Below are 20,514 nucleotides of genomic sequence, written 5' to 3'. Positions count from 1 at the left end.
GGCAAATCGTCCGGGGTTATAGCCAGCCACGCCTTGGGCGCAAGGTGCGGCGGGCCGCTGGCGCGTGGAAATCAGGCTTTGCCTGCCGCCAGGGTGACGCAAGGTCAGAAGTTCTGCAACAGGGTCAGCGCCGCGCTGTAGCGATTGGCCGTGGGCGACGTGGTCAACTGCGATCGCGCCATGAAGGTCTGGATCAGCTTCTCCACGTTCTCGGGCTTGGAAATGTCCTTGAAGCTTGAACTGCCCAGCAGCCTCTCCGAGGCCTTGGTGTATTCCTCCAGCTGGCGGTCGATCGGCAGTCGGGCATAGTTGTCGCCGAACCCGAATGCACCTTGAAAGACCTTGCGCAGCGGGGCGTTGCCGATGACCTCGAACCACAGGGTCCGGTCGGTCGAGGTGCGGCCTGCCAGCTCCTGCACCTCGCGCCGGGCATTCAGGCTAAGACGCAGGTTGTCGTCGCTTTCACCGATGCGCCGTTCGAATTCACGCTGCACAAAGGCGGTGCTGATGGTGTCGGCCAGATCCTTGGCGGGCTTCGTCGACCCAAAGCCCATCGCCTCGTTCATGCGCAGATAGCGCTTGTCGGCCAGACGGTTGACCAGCGACGACTTGTCCGCGGGATCGCTTTCCAGAACCTTCTGGATGAAGGCCTTGTTGGGCAGGTCCGCCTCCAGCCCGAAGGCCGAAAGCGTCGTGCTCAAAAGGCGGTAATCCTTGACCAACTCCTCGGCCTTGGTGGTGGCCGCGATCTTGTCACGGAAGTAGGTCGTGCTGCGCTGGACCACAGGGTCGCGGGCAACGGATTCGATCTGCCGGGCCTCGGTTCGCTGGACGATCTTCCAGCCCAGCAGGCCCGTGGCGCCGACAGAGATGGTCATGATACCCTCACGTCCGGGCGGCGGCGAACAGCCGCGCCTCTCGAGGCAGCAGATCGCGCAGCTTGCGCAACGCCTGATAGGCGTTCGCATCGACCGCGGCGGCACTGGCCTCGGCCAACAGCAGGCGGCTGTCGCGATCGTCGAACACCTGGCTCAATTGTTCGATGGCGATCAGCAATTGCCGGCGGCCCTCGGACGGTTCGGCATCGCCGGACAGGATCATCTGCGCGACATACATGGCGCGCGACACCGGTGTCTGGGCGCTGTCGGGATGGATCGCATCGCGCAGGCGCAGGACGTTCACATTGGGCGTCTTGATCGCGATCTTGGTGCGGCGGTCGCCGTTCTCGATCACCGCGCCGTTGATCAGGACGCGTTCGTTCGGTGCCAGCTTGAGGACAAGGCCGCTCATGGTGCGCCCTCTCCGCGCAGACCGCGCATGACGGTCATGTTGATGTCGATCAGCGGATCGGTCTGGGCGCTGCCCGCCATCACGGCCTGACCGTGGCGGATGGCAAATCCCGCCAGCGAGATCAGGCCGGCTTTGACCTGATCGGGCAGCCCGTTGCCGGGGTCGGCAAGGTCGGTTGCCAGGATCGTCCACAGTTCGGAATTCTTGTGCACCGCCTGGATGGTATCGGTGTTGTCGGCCTTTCGCGGGGCCTGCCGCAGCATGCGCGTGACGCGCGAGAAGATGTCGTATTCCGCATCGCGCGGAGAGCGGATGGCGGATGTCCTGTAGCCATGGTCGGTCAGTGGCGTTACCGCGTTCAAGATCGTGCTTCCCATTCTGGAGTGTGATCAGGGGCTGAATGATATTCAGAGGGTGGCGGGCGCCCTTGGGGCGCCCGCCGGTCTTATCAGCGGAACAGCGACATGACGGCCGACGGCCCCTGGTTGGCGATCGACAGCGCCTGGATGCCCAGCTGCTGCTGCGTCTGCAGGGCCTGAAGGCGAGCCGACGACTCCTCCATGTCGGCGTCGACCAGCGAGCCGATGCCGGTTTTCAGCGAGTCCGACAGCTTGCCCACGAAGCTGGACTGGTCAGAGATCCGCTTGCCGGCCGAACCCAGATCGGCGGCACCCTGAACAGCGACGTCGATCAGGGCCTCGATCTCGCCGATCGCGGTTTCGGCCGAGGCACGGTCGGTGACCGCGGTCAGACCGGCGACATCCAGGCCTGCCTCGAAGTCGACCGAGTCGACCTCGATGTTGGCAGCACCGGTGGCCACGGTGCCGTTGGTGCGGTCCAGCGAACCCAGAACCGTGAAGGCGGTGTTGGTGCCGGTCGGGTTCGTCTTCAGCAGGTTGACGCCGTTCAGCTGCGTCCCCTCGATGATCGCCGTGATCTGCTCGACCTTCTTCGCCATATCCGTCTGGATCTTGCCGAAGTCAGCAGCGTCGTTGGCACCGCCGATCGCCAGGTTCTTCATCTCCTTCAGCAGATCGGTGATCTGCTCGGCGCCAGCGCGGGCGGTTCCCACCACGGCGTCGGCCACGTTCAGGTTCGACTGGATCGTCTTGAATGCCGACTGGTCGGTTTCCATGACTTTCGAGATCGCCCAGACGGCAGCGTTGTCCTTGGCGTTCGCGACGGTCTTGCCGGTCGCGATGTCGGACTGGGTTTTACCCAGCTGCGAGTTGATGCTTTTCAGGGTCTGCAGCGCGACCATGGCGCTGTTGTTGGTCAGAATGCTGGACATGGTGTCCTCCGATATAAGGTGCTTTGCACCCAGGTTGCATCTTGTGGCCTTCTGACCTGTCGGGCGGTTGCCCTTGCCATTTCCCTGGCATGTCCCCGGTTTAGCGGCCGGTTATTGACAACTAGTGAATATCGGCCCTCCTCTCAAACAAACCTTCCGACGCATTTTATCAAAACCTTTGCGGTGCATTCGCGCGGGTTTCACTCACATGGCGCTGACCCAGGGAATCATAGGTCTGCAGGCTGCGTGCGGCCTGGACGATGGCGCGCACCTGTTCGGCCGCCTGCTGCGCGCCCTTGAGCGAGGCCTGTGCCAGCGCGCGCAGGTCGGCCAAGGCGGGCTCCAGCAGATCACGGGTGGGGGTGTCGATGCCCTTGCGCGCGGCGATGCGGGTCAGTTCGTCCAATCCTGCCAGCGCTGCCTGGGCATTTCCGGCCATCAGCGCGCCGCGGATCTGGGCCACCTGGCGGGTCAGGGCGCGGCTCATGCGCGGCCCTCCAGCATGGCGGCAAAGCCCAGGTCCAGGCGTTCCGCCAACAGCCCCGCATGTTCGCGCGTCAGGAAGCTGGAGAACTGCTCCTCTCCGGCGCCGCCGGAAAAGGCGCCTTCGGACGGGCCGGGGCCGCAATATTTCAGCATCTCCTCCAGAAATGCCTGTTCAAGTTGATTCGCGACAGCCACGGACGAGGGCTTTTGAGCCGTCGTGGGAATAATCGGTTCGATCTGCATTCAGTCCCCGCTGCATATGACGATGGGATTCAAAATATCGGGGCGTCGTAAATAATTGGTAAGGAATAAGGACTAATCAGGAAAAAACCCAAAGAGGCTTTTTCATGGCTGACATCCCAGATCATATCGCCCATGCCCGCCCGCGCCGATGCCTTCGTCGATGCGGCGACGCCTGTTGCCATCACGGGCGAATCGGGTTTCGATCTCTGGTCGGCAGGCGCGATGGTACCAGCCGCCCCCACGGCCGCGGTGCCAGCACCACCGCAGGACCCGCTTGCGGCATGGCTAGAGCAGCAGATGGGCTTCAGCGGAGAGTTCAGCGCACCGCCCGGCACCGATCCCGCGATCGAGGCGCTGGCCGCAGGCCTTCCGCAGCTGCCAGCGCCCGAGATTGACGAATCAGCCGACATTCAGGGCGGCGATCCTTTGGCCAGCCTGCTGCCCGTGGACGCACGGACATCCCGATGCGAGCCTGATCGGCGATGCGGTTCCAACGGCACCGCAATCGACCGACCCGACGACCCCTGCTGCGACTGATCCCGCGGACGCGCCGGCTGTGCAGACCGCAGTCGCGCCGACCACGACCCCCATCGTCGCTGCAGGCGTCACGCAGCAGGCCGCCAACCCGGCCCCCACCCTGCCTGGGGCAAACGCCGCACAGGTGGCCCCGGTCCATGGCGGCGGCCAGCCTGTCGCGCCGGCGCGCCCGGGCCGTCCGATCACGGCGACCGAGAGCGCCGCGACCGCCCGTCCCGTCGATGCCAGCCCGAGCAACGCCGCCCCGCCCCCGGTCGACCGGGCGGCACCGGACCGTCCGGCGCCAACGGTGGCCCGCGACCCGATCACTGCCGCTCGGTCCGAGATCGCCCTGCCCGCAGGCCTTGCGGAGACCTTGGCCGAATTGCCGTTCGGCACCGATTCGCACACCCCCGCCGCCGCACGGGCCACTGCCGCTGCCGGGTCCGGCTGGCAGGCTGCGTCGCACGATCCGCGCCCCGTGCTGCAGCAGGTCACCGACGCGCTGGTCAGCACCCGTGGCGACCGGACCGAGATCGCCCTGTCCCCCGAGGAGCTGGGCCGCATCCGCCTGGTCATGTCGGGCCCAGATCGCGGCCAGATCACCATCTGGGCCGAGCGCCCCGAGACGCTGGACCTGGTGCGCCGCAACGCGGACCTGCTGACGCAGCAGCTAGCCGATGCGGGCGTGTCCGCGGGCAGTCTGGATTTCCGCCGCGACGACCGCAGCGACAGCCAGCCTGCGCAGGGCCGTGCCAGCGATGACGACGACATTCCCTTTTCGGCCGCCCCCCTTGCGGGTCCGCATGTCGCCCACCGCGTTGAGCGACCGCCGCCTGGACATCAGATTATAGGAGCCTTTCATGGTTGACGCGATCACCAGCCCGACAGTGACCATTCCCGCGGCCACCCCCTCTGCGGCAGGCGCGGGCGGGTTCGCAGGCGCCGGCGCGGGAGGGGACTTTCAGACGTTCCTGACCATGCTGACCGCGCAGCTGCAGAACCAGGATCCCCTGAACCCTATGGAAAGCACAGACTTTGCGATCCAGCTGGCGACGTTCGCCGGGTCGAACAGGCGGCGCTGAGCAACAAGTTCCTGGAGCAGATGGCCGGGCAGGCGGGTGGTGCGGGCATCGCGGGCTGGATCGGCAAGGAGGGGCGGACCACCGCCCCGATCTGGTTCGGCGACGACGCCATCACCCTGGACGTGGTGCCGCATTCCCTGGCCGACAGCGTGCAGCTGGTCACCCGCGACGCGCAAGGCCGCGAGGTGACGCGCGAGGAGATCGGCCCCGGAGAGGGCCAGATCGACTGGCTGGGCCGCAGCGCCGACGACACCAAGCTGCCTGACGGGCTGTACAGCTTTACGTTGGAGAGCCGGCGCGGCGGCGAGATGATCCTGGAGAGCAAGGTCGGCGCCTACGCCCGCATCGTCGAGGCGCAGTTCGACGCCAGCGGTGGGCGGGTCGTGTTCGAAGGCGGCGCCTCTGCCCCGGCGGGAGAGGTCACGGCCCTGCGCGACGCCGGCTGACGGATCAGCGTTAAGAGGCGGTGTCGGTGGATTAGGGGAACGGCCCGCCATAGCGGCCGGCCGTTCGTATTTGCCCGGGCGACGGCCGCACGACAACACGACCCGGAACCGGCAAGATCAGCCGCGCCCCTCCAGACGCGGCAGGAAGCTGCCGCCAAGACCCGCGATGGCCGCGCGGATGCGTTCGGTGGCCGGACTGGGCGCGCGGTCGGCGCGGTGCAGCAGGTACCAGCTGCGCTGGATGGGCAGGCCGATGGCCTGCAGCGCAACCAGGCGGCCGGTGCGCAATTCCTCCGTGCAGGTATGCTGAGAGATCAGCGCGATCCCCAGGCCCGCGATCACCGCCTGCTTAATCGTCTCATTCGTGCCCATCTCGGTCGCGCGCCAGGGCGTACCTTCGCCGATGCGGTCCAGAAAGCGGGTCATCAGGATGCGGGTGCCGGACCCCTCCTCGCGCGACAGGAAGGTCTGGGACAAGAGGTCCATCGGCATCACCGGGTCCTGGGCCGCCAGCGGATGGTCGGGTGCCGCGATGATGATGTGCGGATGCGGCCCGACGGGGGCGGCGATCACGGCGGGTTCGCGCGGCGGGCGGCCCATGATCGCCAGGTCCAGCTCATCCGCGGCCAGCGCGGCCAGGATCGCGTCGCGGTTGCCGATCCGCAGCGTCACCTCGATCCGCGGCAGGGCGCGTTGCAGCGTGGCGACCAGGAACGGCGCGAAATACTTGCCGGTGGACACCACCCCCAGGACCACGTTGCCGCTGTGCCCCTGGGCCAGGGACGCGACCTCGCGCCCAGCGCGGGCCAGTGCGGTGGCGATCTGGGCCTCTGCCATCAGCAGGGCACGACCCTGTGCGGTGGCGCGAAACGCCCCGTGCTCGGCGCGCTGCAGCAACGGCGCCCCAGCCAGATCCTCCAGCGATTTCAGCTGACTGTGAATGGCGGGCGGGCTGAGGCCCAGCTGCGCCGCGGCCAGGGTCAGGCTGCCGCTGTCGGCGACCGCGCGCAGGGCGCGCAATTGGCGCAGGGTGACGGCATCATGGCGCATCTTAAGTTTTCCTGAATGCGTCTTTCACCTTATTAAATTTTCCGAAACGTGGGCGCCTGTCAATGTCCCCTGGCAGCACTCGTGCCGGGGAGGGGACGATGACCGAAGCGACCATCGACACGGACCTGATCCCGGCCGATCTGCACGCCTGCCTGGATGATCTGGCGCGCCACCTGGCCACCGGGGCTGCGCTGCGAGGCAGGGGGCTGCGCTGGATCAGCCGGGCGGATCAGGCCACGCCCGAAGGGGGCGATCCGCGGGGCGCGCTGGCCTTGGCCATCGCGCATTCGCCGCCCGACCAGCCTGATGCCAATGCCCCCACGGGCACCCTGTTTGCGATCTTCGACGCGGCGGCCACGGCCGAGGACAGCTTTCTGCGCCCTGCGCGGCAGATGCGGGCAGCGGGATACGTGATGCACGGACCGCGCTGCCTGATGGTGCTGACCTGCGGCGACGGCGTGCAGGTGCAGGCGCTGGACGGGTGGGCCTTCGCCATCGAACGGGCGCGGGCCACCCTGCCCGACACCGTGCGCGACCTGGCCATCGACATGTCGCAGTACCGCCACTGGCCGCGCCCCGTGCGGGCCTATGTCGACGACTGCCTGGCCGGCGTTCAGGGCCCGCGCGGACGGACCATCGACCTGCGCTGGACCCCGTCGCTGGTGGCCGAGGCGCATCGGATCCTGATGCGCGGCGGCATCTACCTGGCGCCCGCTGATGCGCGGTCGGGGCATGCGCGGGGCAGCCTGTCGATGCTGCATCAGGCGGCGCCCATCGCGTTCCTGATCGAACAGGCCGGGGGACGGGCGACGGACGGCGCGCTGCCGATCCTGGACGCGGTGATCACCGGGTTCGACAGCCGCACGCCGCTGGTCTTCGGCTGCGTCGACAAGGTCGACCGCGTCGCCGCCTATCACGATCTGCCCGAGGCCGAGGTGTCGGCCCTGTTCGGCCATCGCGGCCTGTTCCGCACCTGAGGACCCCATGAGCCAGAAGCATCCCATCATCTCGGTCACCGGCAGTTCGGGCGCGGGCACCACCACGGTCAAGTCGACCTTCGACCAGATCTTTCGCCGCGAGGGCATCACCGCCGTCAGCATCGAGGGCGATGCCTTTCACCGCTATGACCGCGCCGCGATGAAGGCCGAACTGGCCGCGCGGCTGGCCGCGGGCGACGCGACCTTCAGCCATTTCAGCTTTGACGCCAACGAACTGCAGGCGCTGGAGGAGATCTTTCGCGTCTATGGCGAAACGGGGCGCGGCCAGACCCGCCATTACGTCCATGACGACCGCGAGGCGGAACGCTGGGGCACCCCGCCCGGCACCTTCACGGACTGGGCACCCTTTCCCGACGGCAGCGACCTACTGTTCTATGAGGGGCTGCACGGGGCGGTGGCCAACGACACCGTCAACCTGGCCGCGCTGGCCGACCTGAAGATCGGCGTTGTGCCGGTGATCAATCTGGAATGGATCCAGAAGATCCACCGCGACAGCGCCCAGCGCGGCTATTCGACCGAGGCCGTGACCGACACCATCCTGCGGCGCATGCACGCCTATGTGCACTGCATCTGTCCCCAGTTCACCCAGACCGACATCAATTTCCAGCGGGTGCCGGTCGTCGACACGTCGAACCCGTTCATCGCGCGCTGGATCCCCACTGCCGACGAAAGCCTGGTGGTGATCCGGTTCCGCAACCCGAGGGGCATCGATTTTCCTTATCTGACCCAGATGATCGACGGATCCTGGATGAGCCGCGCCAACTCGATCGTCGTGCCCGGCCCCAAGATGGACCTGGCGATGCAGCTGATCCTGACGCCGATGATCCTGCGCCTGACCCATGACGCCAAGCGCGCCTGACCCTTTCACGGAGGACTGACCATGAACGAGATGCCAGCCAAGTTGGACGCGAAAAAGCGGTACTCTGCCGGGGTGCTGAAATACGCGCAGATGGGATACTGGGAGCCGGACTATACCCCCAAGGACACCGACATCATCGCGCTGTTCCGCATCACGCCGCAGGACGGGGTGGACGCGGTCGAGGCCGCGGCGGCGGTGGCGGGTGAAAGCAGCACCGCGACCTGGACCGTGGTCTGGACCGACCGGCTGACCGCCTGCGACAAGTACCGCGCCAAGGCCTATCGCGTGGACCCCGTCCCAAACGGCCCCGGAGAGTTCTTTGCCTATATCGCCTATGACCTTGACCTGTTCGAGGGGGCAGCATCGCCAACCTGACCGCGTCGATCATCGGCAACGTCTTCGGCTTCAAGCCGCTGAAGGCCCTGCGGCTGGAGGACATGCGCCTGCCCGTGGCCTATGTGAAGACGTTCCAGGGTCCCGCCACCGGCATCGTGGTCGAGCGCGAGCGCCTGAACTGCTATGGCCGCCCGCTGCTGGGTGCCACGGTCAAGCCCAAGCTGGGTCTGTCGGGCCGGAACTATGGCCGCGTCGTCTATGAGGCGCTGAAGGGCGGTCTGGACTTCACCAAGGACGACGAGAACATCAACAGCCAGCCCTTCATGCATTGGCGGGACCGGTTCCTGTACTGCATGGAGGCGGTGAACCGCGCCAGCGCCGCGACCGGAGAGGTCAAAGGAACGTACCTGAACGTCACCGCCGGCACGATGGAGGAGATGTACGCACGGGCCGAGTTCGCGAAATCACTTGGGTCGGTGATCGTGATGATCGACCTGGTGATCGGGTACACCGCGATCCAGTCGATGGCCAAATGGGCGCGCGACAACGACATGATCCTGCACCTGCACCGGGCCGGGCATTCGACCTATACCCGCCAGCGCAGCCACGGCGTCAGCTTTCGCGTGATCGCGAAATGGATGCGCCTGGCCGGCGTCGATCACCTGCACGCAGGCACCGTCGTGGGCAAGCTGGAGGGTGATCCGGCGACCACCAGGGGATATTACGACATCTTCCGCGAGGAGCGGAATCCCATGGCGCTGGAGAACGGGATCTTCTTCGACCAGGAATGGGCCAGCCTGAACAAGATGATGCCGGTGGCGTCGGGCGGCATCCATGCCGGCCAGATGCACCAGCTGCTGCATTACCTGGGCGAGGATGTCGTGCTGCAGTTCGGCGGCGGCACGATCGGCCACCCCCACGGCATCGCCGCCGGCGCGCAGGCCAACCGCGTCGCGCTGGAGGCGATGGTGTTCGCGCGCAATTCGGGCCGCGACATCTGGAACGAGGGCGAGGACATCCTGCGCGACGCCGCACGCACCTGCACGCCGCTGAAGCAGGCCCTGGATGTCTGGAAGGACGTCAGCTTCGACTATGCCTCGACCGATGCGCCCGATTTCGCGCCCACCCCCGAAGTGTCCCTTTGAGGAGCCAGAGCCATGAAGATGACCCAAGGCCAGTTCAGCTTTCTGCCCGACCTGTCGGATGACGACATCCGCGTGCAGGCCCAGTACGCCATCGACAGGGGCTGGGCGGTATCGGTCGAATACACCGACGATCCGCATCCCCGGAACACGTACTGGGAGATGTGGGGCCACCCGATGTTCGACAATCCCGACGCCGCGGCGGTGGTGTTCGAGGTCAACGAATGCCGCAAGGTGCATGGCGGCGTCTATATCCGCGTCATCGCCTTCGATGCCTCGCCCGGATGGGAATCGATCCGCATGGCGATGATCGTGAACCGCCCGGCGGTGGAACCGGGCTTTCGGCTGGTGCGCCAGGAGGGCGAGGGCCGGACGGTCCGATACAGCATCGAGAGTTACGCCATGCGCGAGCCCGAGGGCGCACGCTATCCCTGAGAGGTTGCTCCTCCGCAGGGCCAGGTCCGGGCGGTGTCCTCCCATCGCCCGGACGCATTCCACGAAAGAGGTGCATGATGACCGAAGATGTCCCGACCCATGTCGACCTTGCCCGGGACTTTGCCGACAGCGGCGTGGCCGAGGTCCTGGCCGAACTGGACCGGGAGCTGGTGGGCCTGGCCCCCGTCAAGGCGCGCATCCGCGAGACGGCGGCGCTGCTGCTGGTCGACCGGGCGCGGCGGCGACTGGGCCTGGCGACCGAGACGCCGACCCTGCACATGAGCTTCACCGGCAATCCCGGCACGGGCAAGACGACCGTCGCGCTGAAGATGGCCACGCTGCTGCACAGGCTGGGCTATGTCCGCAAGGGACACCTTGTGACGGTCACGCGCGACGACCTGGTGGGCCAGTATATCGGCCATACCGCGCCCAAGACCAAGGAGGTGCTGAAGAAGGCGATGGGGGGCGTGCTGTTCATCGACGAGGCGTATTACCTCTACCGGGCCGAGAACGAGCGCGACTATGGGCAGGAGGCGATCGAGATCCTGCTGCAGGTGATGGAGAACAACCGCGACGACCTGGTGGTGATCCTGGCGGGCTATGGCGACAGGATGGACCGGTTCTTTGCCTCGAACCCCGGGTTCCGGTCGCGGATCGCCCACCACATCGAGTTTCCCGACTACAGCGACGACGAGCTGCTGCACATCTGCGAAGGCATGCTGGCGCGGCAGAGCTATCGCCTGGACGACGCGGCCCGCACCGCGATGGGCCAGTACATCGCCGCGCGGCGCACGCAGCCGCATTTCGCGAACGCCCGGTCGATCCGGAACGCGCTGGACCGCGCCCGGCTGCGGCAGGCGAACCGTCTGTTCACCGAGGCGCAGGGGCCGCTGGACGCCGCCGCCCTGTCCACGCTGAGCGCGCCGGACATCCGCGCCAGCCGGGTCTTCGACGGCGGTCTTGACGTGGACCGCGCCAGCAGGCAGGCCGCAGCGGAGTGAACCCCGCCCGAACAGACTGGAGAGCGCCATGGATTTCGACCGCACGATCAAGATCGCCCCATCAATCCTGTCCGCCGATTTCGCCAATTTCGGGGCCGAAATTCGCGCCATCGAGGCGCAGGGCGCCGACTGGGTGCATGTCGACGTGATGGACGGGCATTTCGTGCCGAACCTGACCTTCGGCCCCCCGGCGGTCAAGGCGTTCCGCCCGCATGTCAAGACGGTCATGGACGTGCATCTGATGATCGCGCCGGTCGACGCCTATATCGAGGCCTATGCCGAGGCGGGCGCCGACATGATCACCGCCCATGTCGAGGCCGGGCCGCATCCGCACCGCACCCTGCAGGCGATCCGTGCGACGGGCAAAAAGGCCGGGATCGCGCTGAACCCCGGCACCCCGGTCGAGGCGGTCGAATACCTGCTGGACCTGTGCGACATGGTGCTGGTGATGACGGTGAACCCCGGTTTCGGCGGGCAGAAGTTCATCCACAGCCAGGTCGACAAGATCGCCCGCCTGCGCGGGATGATCGGCGATCGGCCGATCCATATCCAGGTGGATGGCGGGGTGGACCCGGCGACGGCGCCGCTGGTGGCACAGGCCGGGGCCGACGTGCTGGTCGCGGGATCGGCGGTCTTCAAGGGCGGGTCGGTGGACCGGCCCGACGTCTATGGCACGAACATGCGCGCGATCCGCAAGGCCATCGCGGAGTGAGCATGGGGCAAGGGCGGGGCCGTCGAGGCCCCTTCCTTGCCGCGGGGCTGCGCCCCGCGGCGCATCGCCGCCGTCATCGCGTTTGACAATGCCGCCCCGCCCGCGTTTCCTGCGCGTCGAACGCAGAGGGAGAACACGATGGATCTGGGGATCAAGGGCAAACGGGCGCTGGTCTGTGCGGCGTCCAAGGGGTTGGGGCGCGGCTGCGCCGAGGCGCTGGCCGAGGCCGGCGTGAACCTGGTCATCAACGCCCGCACCGAGGCCGAGATCACCCGGACCGCCCGCGAGATCGCCGAACGGCATGGCGTCGAGGTCACCCCGGTCGCCGCCGACATCACGACCGAGGAGGGCCGCGCCCGCGTGCTGGCCGCCGTGGGCCATGCCGACATCCTGGTCACCAATGCGGGCGGCCCTCCGCCGGGCGACTGGCAGGACTGGACTCGCGACGATTTCATCCGTGCCATCGACGCCAACATGCTGTCGGCCATCGCCCTGATGCAGGCGCTGGTGCCGGGCATGATGGACCGCGGCTGGGGCCGGGTCGTGAACATCACCTCGGCATCGGTGCGGTCGCCGATCTCGGTGCTGGGGCTGTCCAACACGGCGCGCACCGGGCTGACCGGGTTCGTGGCCGGCATGTCGCGCCAGGTCGCCGGCAAGGGCGTCTGCGTGAACAACCTGCTGCCCGGCATCCACGCGACCGACCGCGCCGACAGCCTGGATGGCGGCGTGGCGTCCGCGCAGGGCATCACCGTCGATCAGGCCCGCGCACAGCGGCAGGCGACCATCCCCACCGGCACCTATGGCACGGCTGCCGATTTCGGCGCGACCTGCGCGTTCCTGTGCAGCCAGCAGGCGCGGTTCATCGTCGGGCAGAACGTGCTGCTGGACGGCGGCGCGTTGAACGTCACGGTCTGAGGCCCTGTTGCGAGGCGGGGGCGCGCCTGATACGCAACCCCGACCAAAACGCCAAGGATCGCCCGTGACCGTGCCCCCCCGCCTGGAAGTTCAGGGACTGACCCGCCGATTCGACGGGCAGGCGGTGGTGGACGATGTCAGCTTCCAGGTCGAGGCGGGCCAGGTGGCCTGCCTGCTGGGCCCGTCGGGCTGCGGCAAATCGACCACGCTGCGCATCGTGGCAGGCGTCGACATGCAGGACCGGGGGCGGATCTTCGTCGACGGCCAGCTGGTCTGCGACACCCAGTTCCGCATCCCGCCCGAACGCCGCGCGATCGGGCTGATGTTCCAGGACTTCGCGCTGTTCCCGCATCTGCCCGTGCGCGAGAACGTGGCATTCGGCCTGGCCGGCGGCTGGAAGTCCAACCGCGACCGCGTGGCCGAGCTGCTGGACCGCGTGCGCATGACCGCCCATATCGACAGCTATCCGCATGAGCTGTCCGGCGGAGAGCAGCAGCGCGTGGCCCTGGCGCGCGCCCTGGCCCCGCGGCCGCGCGTCCTGTTGATGGACGAGCCGTTCAGCGGCCTGGACGAGCGCCTGCGCGACGGCATCCGCGACGAGACGCTGGCCCTGCTGAAGGATGAGGGCACCGCCGTCCTGCTGGTCACCCACGAGCCGCACGAGGCGATGCGGATGGCCGACCAGATCCTGCTGATGCGGGGGGGCCGGATCGTGCAGCAGGGTGCGCCCTACAACCTCTACAACGCACCGGTGGACCGGCTGGCGGCGGGGTTCTTCAGCGACATCAACGTGCTGACGGGACGGGTGCAGGGCGCGCTGACCGACACGCCCTTCGGCCAGTTCCTGACGCCCGGCCTGCCCGAGGGGGCAGAGGTCGACATCGTCATCCGGCCCCAGCACCTGAAGATGGATTTCGACCGCGCCGGACAGGGCCCCGCCCCCACCGCCGAAAACGGCAGCGCCGCGCTGGCGCGGGTCACGCGGGCCCGCTATCTGGGTCGCGAATCGCTGGTCGAGTTCGCGACCGATGCGGGCGGCATCGCACTGAACGCGACGGTGCCGGGGGTGTTCCTGCCGCCTGCCGGGACGCCGATGTGGCTGATGCTGCGCCGCGACCGGGTCTTCGTCTTTCCGCGCCGCTAGTCCTGGCCCGTGGCGCGGCGGTAATCGGCAAGCACCTGTGCCAGATGCAGCCTGCGCCCGGCTGGATCGGCCAGGGCATGGCACAGCCTGCGCGCCTTGCGCGACATCTGCCGGCAGGCGTCCGGGTTTGCGCGGGCCCAGGCCAGCCGGTCAGGCAGGTCGGACCCGTCCTGCGCCATCGGAATGACGTGGACCCAAGGCCGGAACAGCCGCCCCGCAAAGCTTTCCCAGCCGTCATCCTGGCGGATCACCACCGCGTGGCTGTTGACCAGGGGCAGGAGGTCGGCATCCCCCTCGGAGCCGGACAGGCACAGGGCGTGGCGCGGCGGCCGGGGCGACGCCTGCGGCGCAGGCGGGCGCAAGCCGCCGCGGTCCAGCGCCCGCGCGACCCGCGCATCGGGGATCAGCGCCAGGTCGACGCCGTCGCGTCCTGCATGGTCGGTCAGGAACCGCCAGCGCGACATCCGCGGCAAGGCATCGACCGCCTGTGCGAAGGCGTCGGAGCCCGGCGCGTTGGTCAGCAGGGCGGTGATCGCGCCCTCCGCCGTCAGGCGGTCGTGATGGCCGGACAACGTTCCGCGCCACCCCGCCACGTCGGCGCGGTCCTGCCATGCGGGGTCATCGCCCGCGGGTGCGCCTGGAAAGCCGTCATTGCCGATGCGGTGCAGCCAAGGCGCGGGCCACAGGAACACGTTGCGCGCCCCCGTGCGGCGCAGGCTGGCGATCAGCGGTCCGTCGGCGGGATCGTCCGGTCCGCTGCCCGCGAAGGTCGCGGGGCGCATGTCCAGCCAGTACCGCCCCCGATCTGTCAACGCGGCGATGTCATTGGCCACTGCCGCCGCCCGCAGCAGGCCGGGGCGCTGTGCGGCCAGATAGAACCGCCCGTCCGGCCCGCGATGCAGCGGCAGGTCGGCCCCGTCGGCCGTGCGCAGGCGGCCCTGATCCATGTCCAAGCACAGCGCCTGCGCATGGGGCGGGCGGTCGACCGTACCTTTCTGCCGCAGGCGGGCGGGCGCGGCCAGCCGGGCCAGGCGCGCCGCCAGCCGGGCGCGACGGTCGGGGTCGATGTCGATGCCGGGAACCCCCGTCTGCATCATCGCCAGCACCCGCGGCAGGTTCGCGCGCCGGGCCTGGCGCACCCCCGTGCCCGGCAGGGCGGGCAGGTGCGGCAGGTCGTACCAGGGCGACAGGGCGCGGCGGTAATCCTCGGGGGCGGCCTGGTCGATGTCGATGTCGATGAAGGTGGGGCGGCCCGCGAAATGCGCCCGCACGGCGGACAGGTGGTCGGCCCAGTCCCGCGCCCAGATGTCGCCCAGATCGCCCAGGGGAACGCCCAGATTGGCCGCGATGCTGCGGGCATAGGCGCCGCCCCGGTGCAGATAGCGACTGGCGATCCAGTCCTCGACCCGGCGGGTGTTCAGCAGGAAGACCGAACCGGGATAGTGACGATCCAGCAGGGCGAAGTCGCGGAACCCCTCGATCACCGGCATGTTCAGGAAGCGCACCGATTCCATGTCGGTGAAGGCCGTGACGCTGTCCGCCCATCGCGCCAGCGGCCGGGCACCGGTCAGCTTGGCATAAGCGATGTCATCGGCCAGCGCGCCTTCCAGCCAGTGTGCAGCCGGGATGCTGTTCAGGTCGAACAGGCGCGCGATGAAGGTCGTGCCGCATTTGTTGAAGCCGATCTGGAAGAACTTGGGCGGCATGGGCGACCTGTCCGGGGGCAAGCCGCGACGATGCGCATGGGGGCGGGGCCTGTCAACGTTTGCCCGGCCCTTGGGCGGAAAGCGCCGCTTTGACGCACGGCTGCGACAAAGGTCTTGCCTTGCCGCAAGGGGGCGGCTAGCACCGAGGGCAGGAATTCGGGAGACACCGGCGCTGCGCCGGGGCCGAAGGAGAAGCCGCCCCGGCAAGCTCTCAGGCAAAAGGACCGTCTTCCCCAAGAACTCTGGAGAGTGGCCGAGAGGCCCGCCGAAGGGATAACGATCTCAGGCGCCCAAGTCCCGACAGGGGCACCGGCACGGACAGAGGGGGCATCGACGCACGGGGGCATTCCCCGTCCAACCGATGCCGGCTGCCCGGCAGACACGCAGGAGGCCAGATGGCCGAGACGAGCCGCCGGACCGGTCTTTACGACCTTCATGTCGAACAGGGTGCCCGCATGGTGCCCTTTGCGGGCTGGGACATGCCCGTGCAGTACCCGATGGGGGTGATGGCCGAACATCTGCACACCCGCGCGCGGGCCGGGCTGTTCGACGTCAGCCACATGGGACAGGTGCTGGTCACCCCTGATGATGGCGACATGGCCACCGCCGCCGCGGCGCTGGAGACGCTGATCCCCGCAGATGTCGCGAGCCTGGCGCCCGGGCGGCAGCGTTACGGCCTGTTCACCAACGATGCGGGCGGGGTCCTGGACGACCTGAATGTTCGCCAACCGGGGCGATCATTACCTGCTGGTCGTGAATGCGGCCTGTGCGGAACAGGACATCGCGCATCTGCGCGGTCTGGCGGGCGTGACGGTGACGCCGGTGACCGATCGCGGGCTGGTGGCGCTGCAGGGGCCGCAGGCGGAGGCGGCGCTGGCCCGGCTGGTGCCGGGGATAGCGGCGATGCGGTTCATGGACAGCACCGCGCTGGACTGGGATGGGGCGACGCTTTGGGTATCGCGGTCGGGCTATACCGGAGAGGACGGGTTCGAGATCTCGGTCCCCGAGGCCCGGCTGGAGGATTTCGCGCGGGCGCTGCTGGCAGAGCCCGAGGTGGCGCCCATCGGTCTGGGGGCGCGCGACAGCCTGCGGCTGGAGGCGGGGATGCCGCTTTACGGTCATGACATGGACGGGGGCGTGACGCCCGCGCAGGCGGCGCTTGGCTGGTCGATCCCCAAGGTGCGCCGCGCGGGCGGCGCGCGGGCGGGCGGGTTTCCCGGCGCCGACGCGGTGCTGGCCGAACTGGGATCGCCCGCCGTCACCCGCCGCGGGCTGCGCCCCGATGGCCGCGCACCGATCCGCGAGGGGGTCGCGCTGTTCGCCGATGACGGGACGCCCATCGGGACGGTCGGTTCGGGCGGCTTCGGGCCGTCTGTGGGCGGCCCGATCGCCATGGCCCGCATTCCCGCCGACATCCCCGAGGGTGCCACGATCCAGGCGGAGCTGCGCGGCAAGCGCATGCCCCTGACGGTCTGCGCCCTGCCCTTCGTCACCCCATCCTATAAACGCTGAAGGACCTGATCATGTTGAAATACACCCAAGACCACGAATGGCTGCGCGCCGAGGGCGACGAGATCGTCGTGGGCATCACCAAGCATGCCAGCGAACAGCTGGGCGACGTGGTGTTCATCGAGCTGCCCGAGGAGGGGCGCGAGGTGTCCGCCGGCGACGAGATCGTGGTGATCGAGAGCGTCAAGGCCGCGTCCGACATCACGGCCCCGGTGGCGGGCACGATCACCGCGGTGAACGAGGCGCTGTCGGACAGCCCCGGCGACGTGAACGGCGATCCGATGGCCGCCTGGTTCTTCCGGATCAAGCCCACGGATGCCGGTGCCTTGGACGAGTTCATGGACGAGGCCGCCTACAAGGCGCTGGTCGACTGAAGATCGACCGCCGGCCGGGGGTTTCACCCCCGGACCCCCAAGGTATTTGAACAAAGAAGAAGGGCCGCCGCCGCGCGTGCCCGGCAAGGAGGCCAGGATGAGCCGCTGGACGCCCACCGACTATAACCCCGACGATTTCGCGAACCGCCGGCATATCGGCCCGTCCCCGGTCGAGATGGCCGAAATGCTGAAGGCGGTTGGGGCCGACAGCCTGGACCAGCTGATCGAACAGACCGTGCCCGCGGCGATCCGCCAGTCGGATGCGCTGGACTGGCCGGCGCTGTCCGAGGCCGGGCTGCTGGCACGCATGCGTGAGGTGGCGGACAAGAACCGGGTGATGACCAGCCTGATCGGCCAAGGTTACTATGGCACCGTCACGCCCCCTGCGATCCAGCGCAACATCCTGGAGAACCCGGCCTGGTACACGGCCTATACGCCGTATCAGCCCGAGATCGCGCAGGGGCGGCTGGAGGCGCTGCTGAACTTCCAGACCATGGTCGCGGATCTGACCGGGCTGCCGGTGGCGAACGCATCGCTGCTGGACGAGGCGACCGCGGCGGCGGAGGCGATGGCCATGGCGCGGCGGCAGTCGAAGTCCAAGGCGGACGCATTCTTCGTGGCCCATGACCTGCACCCGCAGACCATCGCGGTGATCGAGACGCGGGCGGCGCCTTTGGGCATTCGCATCATCAAGGGCTCGGTTGACGATCTGGTGGCGGATCAGGTCTTTGCCGCGGTGTTCCAGTATCCCGGCACCTATGGCCATGTCCGCGACCTGACCCCCGAGATCGAGGCGCTGCATGCCGCGGGCGCGCTTGCCATCGTCGCGACCGACCTTCTGGCGCTGTGCGTGCTGAAGGAGCCGGGCGCGATGGGTGCCGACATCGCCGTCGGATCGTCGCAGCGCTTTGGCGTGCCGATGGGCTATGGCGGGCCGCATGCCGCCTTCATGTCCTGCCGCGACGCGCTGAAGCGGGCGATGCCGGGGCGCATCGTCGGAGTCAGCATCGACAGTTCGGGCAACCAGGCGCTGCGCCTGTCGCTGCAGACGCGCGAGCAGCATATCCGCCGCGAGAAGGCCACCAGCAATGTCTGCACCGCGCAGGCGCTGCTGGCGGTGATGGCGGGATTCTATGCGGTGTTCCACGGGCCCGTGGGCCTGCGTGCCATCGCGCAGCGGGTGCATCTGCACGCGGTCACGGTCGCCGATGCCCTGCGTGCTGCGGGGGCCGAGGTCGCGCCGGAGGCGTTCTTTGACACCATCACCGTCAAGGTGGGCGTGGGACAGCAGGGCATCATGGCCGCCGCGCGTCATCGCGGCATCAACCTGCGCAAGGTGGGCCGCGACCGCGTGGGCATCAGCGTGGACGAGACGACCGATGCGGGCGTGATCATTCGCTTGCTGGACGCGTTCGGGATCACCGATGCGGCACCGGCGGCGACCGCACCCGCGATCCCGGAGGCGCTGCTGCGCGAGAGCGAGTACCTGACCCATCCGGTCTTTCACATGAACCGCGCCGAATCCGAGATGATGCGCTATATGCGCCGCCTGTCGGACCGGGATCTGGCGCTGGACCGGGCGATGATTCCGCTTGGCAGCTGCACCATGAAGCTGAACGCCGCGGCCGAGATGATGCCGATCACCTGGCCCGAGTTCGGCGCGCTGCATCCCTTTGCGCCTGCCGATCAGGCGGCGGGGTATCATGAGGCGATCGCGGACCTGACCCAGAAGCTGTGCGTGATCACCGGATACGACGCCTTCTCCATGCAGCCGAACAGCGGCGCGCAGGGGGAATATGCCGGGCTGCTGACCATCCAGGCCTATCACAAGGCGCGGGGCGAGGAGCGTGACATCTGCCTGATCCCGGTGTCGGCGCATGGGACGAACCCGGCATCGGCGCAGATGTGCGGGATGCAGGTCGTGGTGGTGAAATCCGCCCCGAACGGCGACATCGACCTGGAGGATTTCGCCGACAAGGCGGCTAAGGCGGGCGACCGGCTGGCGGCGGTGATGATCACCTACCCCTCGACCCACGGCGTCTTCGAGGACACCGTGCGACAGGTCTGCGACATCACGCATGACCATGGCGGGCAGGTCTATATCGACGGCGCGAACATGAACGCGCTGGTGGGTCTGGTGAAGCCCGGAGAGATCGGCGGCGATGTCAGCCACCTGAACCTGCACAAGACCTTTGCCATCCCGCATGGCGGCGGCGGCCCCGGCATGGGGCCGATCGGGGTCAAGGCGCATCTGGCGTCCTTCCTGCCAGGCGATCCGCAGGGCGGCGAAGGCGCGGTCAGTGCGGCGCCCTATGGGTCGGCGTCGATCCTGCTGATCAGCTGGGCCTATTGCCTGATGATGGGCGGCGAGGGCCTGACCCAAGCCACCCGCGTGGCGATCCTGAACGCGAACTATATCGCGGCGCGGCTGGCCGGGGCCTATCCGATCCTGTTCATGGGCAATCGCGGCCGGGTGGCGCATGAATGCATCATCGACACGCGGCCCTTTGCCGAACATGGCGTGACGGTGGACGACATCGCCAAGCGTCTGATCGACAACGGCTTTCACGCCCCCACGATGAGCTGGCCGGTCAGCGGCACGCTGATGGTCGAGCCGACCGAGAGCGAGACCAAGGCCGAGATCGACCGCTTCATCACCGCGCTGCTGGCAATCCGCGACGAGATCACCGACGTGGCCGAGGGTCGCATTGCCGCGGATCAAAGCCCGTTGCGCCACGCGCCGCATACGGTCGAGGATTTGGTCCGCGATTGGGACCGCCCCTATTCGCGCGAACAGGGCTGTTTCCCGGCGGGTGCATTCCGCGTGGACAAGTACTGGCCGCCGGTCGGGCGCGTGGACAACGCCCATGGCGACCGCAACCTGATCTGCACCTGCCCGCCGCTGGAAGCCTATGCCGAGGCTGCCAAATAGGCGATGCCAGCCCCCAGGGCCCGAAATCCGGGCCTTGGGGG

Annotated in this window: 21 protein-coding genes, 2 pseudogenes and 1 riboswitch; of the genes and pseudogenes, 15 read left to right on the top strand and 8 right to left on the bottom strand. The window is 68.1% G+C overall.

Annotation, left to right across the window (positions count from 1 at the left end; translation table 11 throughout):
- Nucleotides 1-104 precede the first annotated feature (104 nt).
- The 6 genes from F1642_RS09050 to F1642_RS15790 all read right to left on the bottom strand — a co-directional run bounded on the left by F1642_RS09050 (nt 105) and on the right by F1642_RS15790 (nt 3,262).
- A complete protein-coding gene (locus F1642_RS09050) occupies nt 105-878 on the bottom strand; it encodes a DUF1217 domain-containing protein (protein WP_052715248.1) in 774 nt (257 codons plus the stop codon).
- Nucleotides 879-885: 7 nt separating this feature from the next.
- A complete protein-coding gene (gene flbT, locus F1642_RS09045; protein WP_045982339.1) occupies nt 886-1,290 on the bottom strand; it encodes a flagellar biosynthesis repressor FlbT in 405 nt (134 codons plus the stop codon).
- Nucleotides 1,287-1,652, bottom strand: coding sequence for a flagellar biosynthesis regulator FlaF (gene flaF / locus F1642_RS09040; protein WP_052714760.1), 366 nt, complete (start codon nt 1,650-1,652; stop codon nt 1,287-1,289). The genes flbT and flaF overlap by 4 nt, the downstream gene beginning before the upstream one ends.
- 86 nt (nt 1,653-1,738) lie before the next feature.
- Nucleotides 1,739-2,581 carry a flagellin gene (locus F1642_RS09035; protein WP_045982357.1) on the bottom strand — a complete coding sequence of 281 codons (843 nt, stop codon included), beginning with the start codon at nt 2,579-2,581 and terminating at the stop codon, nt 1,739-1,741.
- Nucleotides 2,582-2,750: 169 nt separating this feature from the next.
- Nucleotides 2,751-3,068, bottom strand: a complete 318-nt coding sequence (locus tag F1642_RS09030; RefSeq protein WP_194886041.1) for a hypothetical protein — start codon at nt 3,066-3,068, stop codon at nt 2,751-2,753.
- Nucleotides 3,065-3,262: a rod-binding protein gene (locus F1642_RS15790; RefSeq protein WP_245008396.1), complete on the bottom strand. Its 198-nt coding sequence runs from the start codon at nt 3,260-3,262 to the stop codon at nt 3,065-3,067. Before F1642_RS15790 ends, F1642_RS09030 begins: the two co-directional genes overlap by 4 nt.
- Nucleotides 3,263-3,442: 180 nt before the next feature.
- Here F1642_RS15790 and F1642_RS09020 point away from each other — a divergent pair, with 180 nt between their 5' ends.
- The 4 genes from F1642_RS09020 to F1642_RS09005 are packed head-to-tail and all read left to right on the top strand — an operon-like array spanning nt 3,443 to nt 5,357.
- On the top strand, nt 3,443-3,847 hold the full coding sequence (locus tag F1642_RS09020) for a hypothetical protein (RefSeq protein WP_194886040.1): 405 nt from the start codon (nt 3,443-3,445) through the stop codon (nt 3,845-3,847).
- Between the two features lie 19 nt (nt 3,848-3,866).
- Nucleotides 3,867-4,697 carry a flagellar hook-length control protein FliK gene (locus F1642_RS16515; protein WP_194886039.1) on the top strand — a complete coding sequence of 277 codons (831 nt, stop codon included), beginning with the start codon at nt 3,867-3,869 and terminating at the stop codon, nt 4,695-4,697.
- Nucleotides 4,690-4,911, top strand: coding sequence for a flagellar hook capping FlgD N-terminal domain-containing protein (locus tag F1642_RS09010; protein ID WP_194886038.1), 222 nt, complete (start codon nt 4,690-4,692; stop codon nt 4,909-4,911). Before F1642_RS16515 ends, F1642_RS09010 begins: the two co-directional genes overlap by 8 nt.
- 20 nt (nt 4,912-4,931) lie before the next feature.
- Nucleotides 4,932-5,357: a FlgD immunoglobulin-like domain containing protein gene (locus F1642_RS09005; RefSeq protein ID WP_194886037.1), complete on the top strand. Its 426-nt coding sequence runs from the start codon at nt 4,932-4,934 to the stop codon at nt 5,355-5,357.
- A gap of 117 nt (nt 5,358-5,474) precedes the next feature.
- Here F1642_RS09005 and cbbR read toward each other — a convergent pair whose 3' ends face one another.
- Nucleotides 5,475-6,407: a LysR family regulator CbbR gene (cbbR, locus tag F1642_RS09000; protein ID WP_139599166.1), complete on the bottom strand. Its 933-nt coding sequence runs from the start codon at nt 6,405-6,407 to the stop codon at nt 5,475-5,477.
- A 98-nt stretch (nt 6,408-6,505) separates the two neighbouring features.
- Here cbbR and F1642_RS08995 point away from each other — a divergent pair, with 98 nt between their 5' ends.
- The 8 genes and pseudogenes from F1642_RS08995 (at nt 6,506) to F1642_RS08960 (ending at nt 13,952) form a co-directional block, all read left to right on the top strand.
- On the top strand, nt 6,506-7,384 hold the full coding sequence (locus tag F1642_RS08995) for a fructose-bisphosphatase class I (RefSeq protein WP_194886036.1): 879 nt from the start codon (nt 6,506-6,508) through the stop codon (nt 7,382-7,384).
- A gap of 7 nt (nt 7,385-7,391) precedes the next feature.
- Nucleotides 7,392-8,264, top strand: coding sequence for a phosphoribulokinase (locus F1642_RS08990; RefSeq protein ID WP_194886035.1), 873 nt, complete (start codon nt 7,392-7,394; stop codon nt 8,262-8,264).
- Nucleotides 8,265-8,285: 21 nt separating this feature from the next.
- Nucleotides 8,286-9,745: pseudogene (locus F1642_RS08985) on the top strand (form I ribulose bisphosphate carboxylase large subunit).
- 12 nt (nt 9,746-9,757) lie between these two features.
- Nucleotides 9,758-10,177: a ribulose bisphosphate carboxylase small subunit gene (locus tag F1642_RS08980; RefSeq protein WP_045982330.1), complete on the top strand. Its 420-nt coding sequence runs from the start codon at nt 9,758-9,760 to the stop codon at nt 10,175-10,177.
- A 77-nt stretch (nt 10,178-10,254) separates the two neighbouring features.
- Nucleotides 10,255-11,178, top strand: a complete 924-nt coding sequence (cbbX, locus tag F1642_RS08975) for a CbbX protein (RefSeq protein WP_194886034.1) — start codon at nt 10,255-10,257, stop codon at nt 11,176-11,178.
- A 28-nt stretch (nt 11,179-11,206) separates the two neighbouring features.
- Complete coding sequence (gene rpe / locus F1642_RS08970; protein ID WP_046000595.1) at nt 11,207-11,890, top strand: ribulose-phosphate 3-epimerase; 684 nt, start codon at nt 11,207-11,209, stop codon at nt 11,888-11,890.
- A 138-nt stretch (nt 11,891-12,028) separates the two neighbouring features.
- A complete protein-coding gene (locus F1642_RS08965) occupies nt 12,029-12,808 on the top strand; it encodes an SDR family oxidoreductase (protein ID WP_045982353.1) in 780 nt (259 codons plus the stop codon).
- 64 nt (nt 12,809-12,872) lie between these two features.
- Nucleotides 12,873-13,952, top strand: a complete 1,080-nt coding sequence (locus F1642_RS08960) for an ABC transporter ATP-binding protein (RefSeq protein WP_139599168.1) — start codon at nt 12,873-12,875, stop codon at nt 13,950-13,952.
- Here the strand turns inward: F1642_RS08960 and F1642_RS08955 are convergent.
- Complete coding sequence (locus F1642_RS08955; protein WP_194886033.1) at nt 13,949-15,658, bottom strand: hypothetical protein; 1,710 nt, start codon at nt 15,656-15,658, stop codon at nt 13,949-13,951. The genes F1642_RS08960 and F1642_RS08955 overlap by 4 nt on opposite strands.
- A gap of 147 nt (nt 15,659-15,805) precedes the next feature.
- A riboswitch (glycine riboswitch) is annotated at nt 15,806-15,895 on the top strand.
- Between the two features lie 158 nt (nt 15,896-16,053).
- On the opposite strand from F1642_RS08955, the pseudogene gcvT reads away from it, so the two are divergent.
- From gcvT to gcvP, 3 genes and pseudogenes are all read left to right on the top strand, one after another.
- Nucleotides 16,054-17,170: pseudogene (gene gcvT / locus F1642_RS08950) on the top strand (glycine cleavage system aminomethyltransferase GcvT).
- Nucleotides 17,171-17,184: 14 nt separating this feature from the next.
- Nucleotides 17,185-17,541, top strand: coding sequence for a glycine cleavage system protein GcvH (gcvH, locus tag F1642_RS08945; RefSeq protein WP_194886254.1), 357 nt, complete (start codon nt 17,185-17,187; stop codon nt 17,539-17,541).
- Between the two features lie 97 nt (nt 17,542-17,638).
- A complete protein-coding gene (gene gcvP / locus F1642_RS08940) occupies nt 17,639-20,473 on the top strand; it encodes an aminomethyl-transferring glycine dehydrogenase (protein WP_194886032.1) in 2,835 nt (944 codons plus the stop codon).
- The last annotated feature ends 41 nt before the right edge of the window (nt 20,474-20,514 follow it).

The organism is Paracoccus sp. NBH48, assembly GCF_015390265.1.
Taxonomy (GTDB): domain Bacteria; phylum Pseudomonadota; class Alphaproteobacteria; order Rhodobacterales; family Rhodobacteraceae; genus Paracoccus; species Paracoccus marcusii.
The sequence above is the reverse complement of the archived record's forward strand: the minus strand, read 5'-3'. Positions and strand labels throughout refer to the sequence as shown.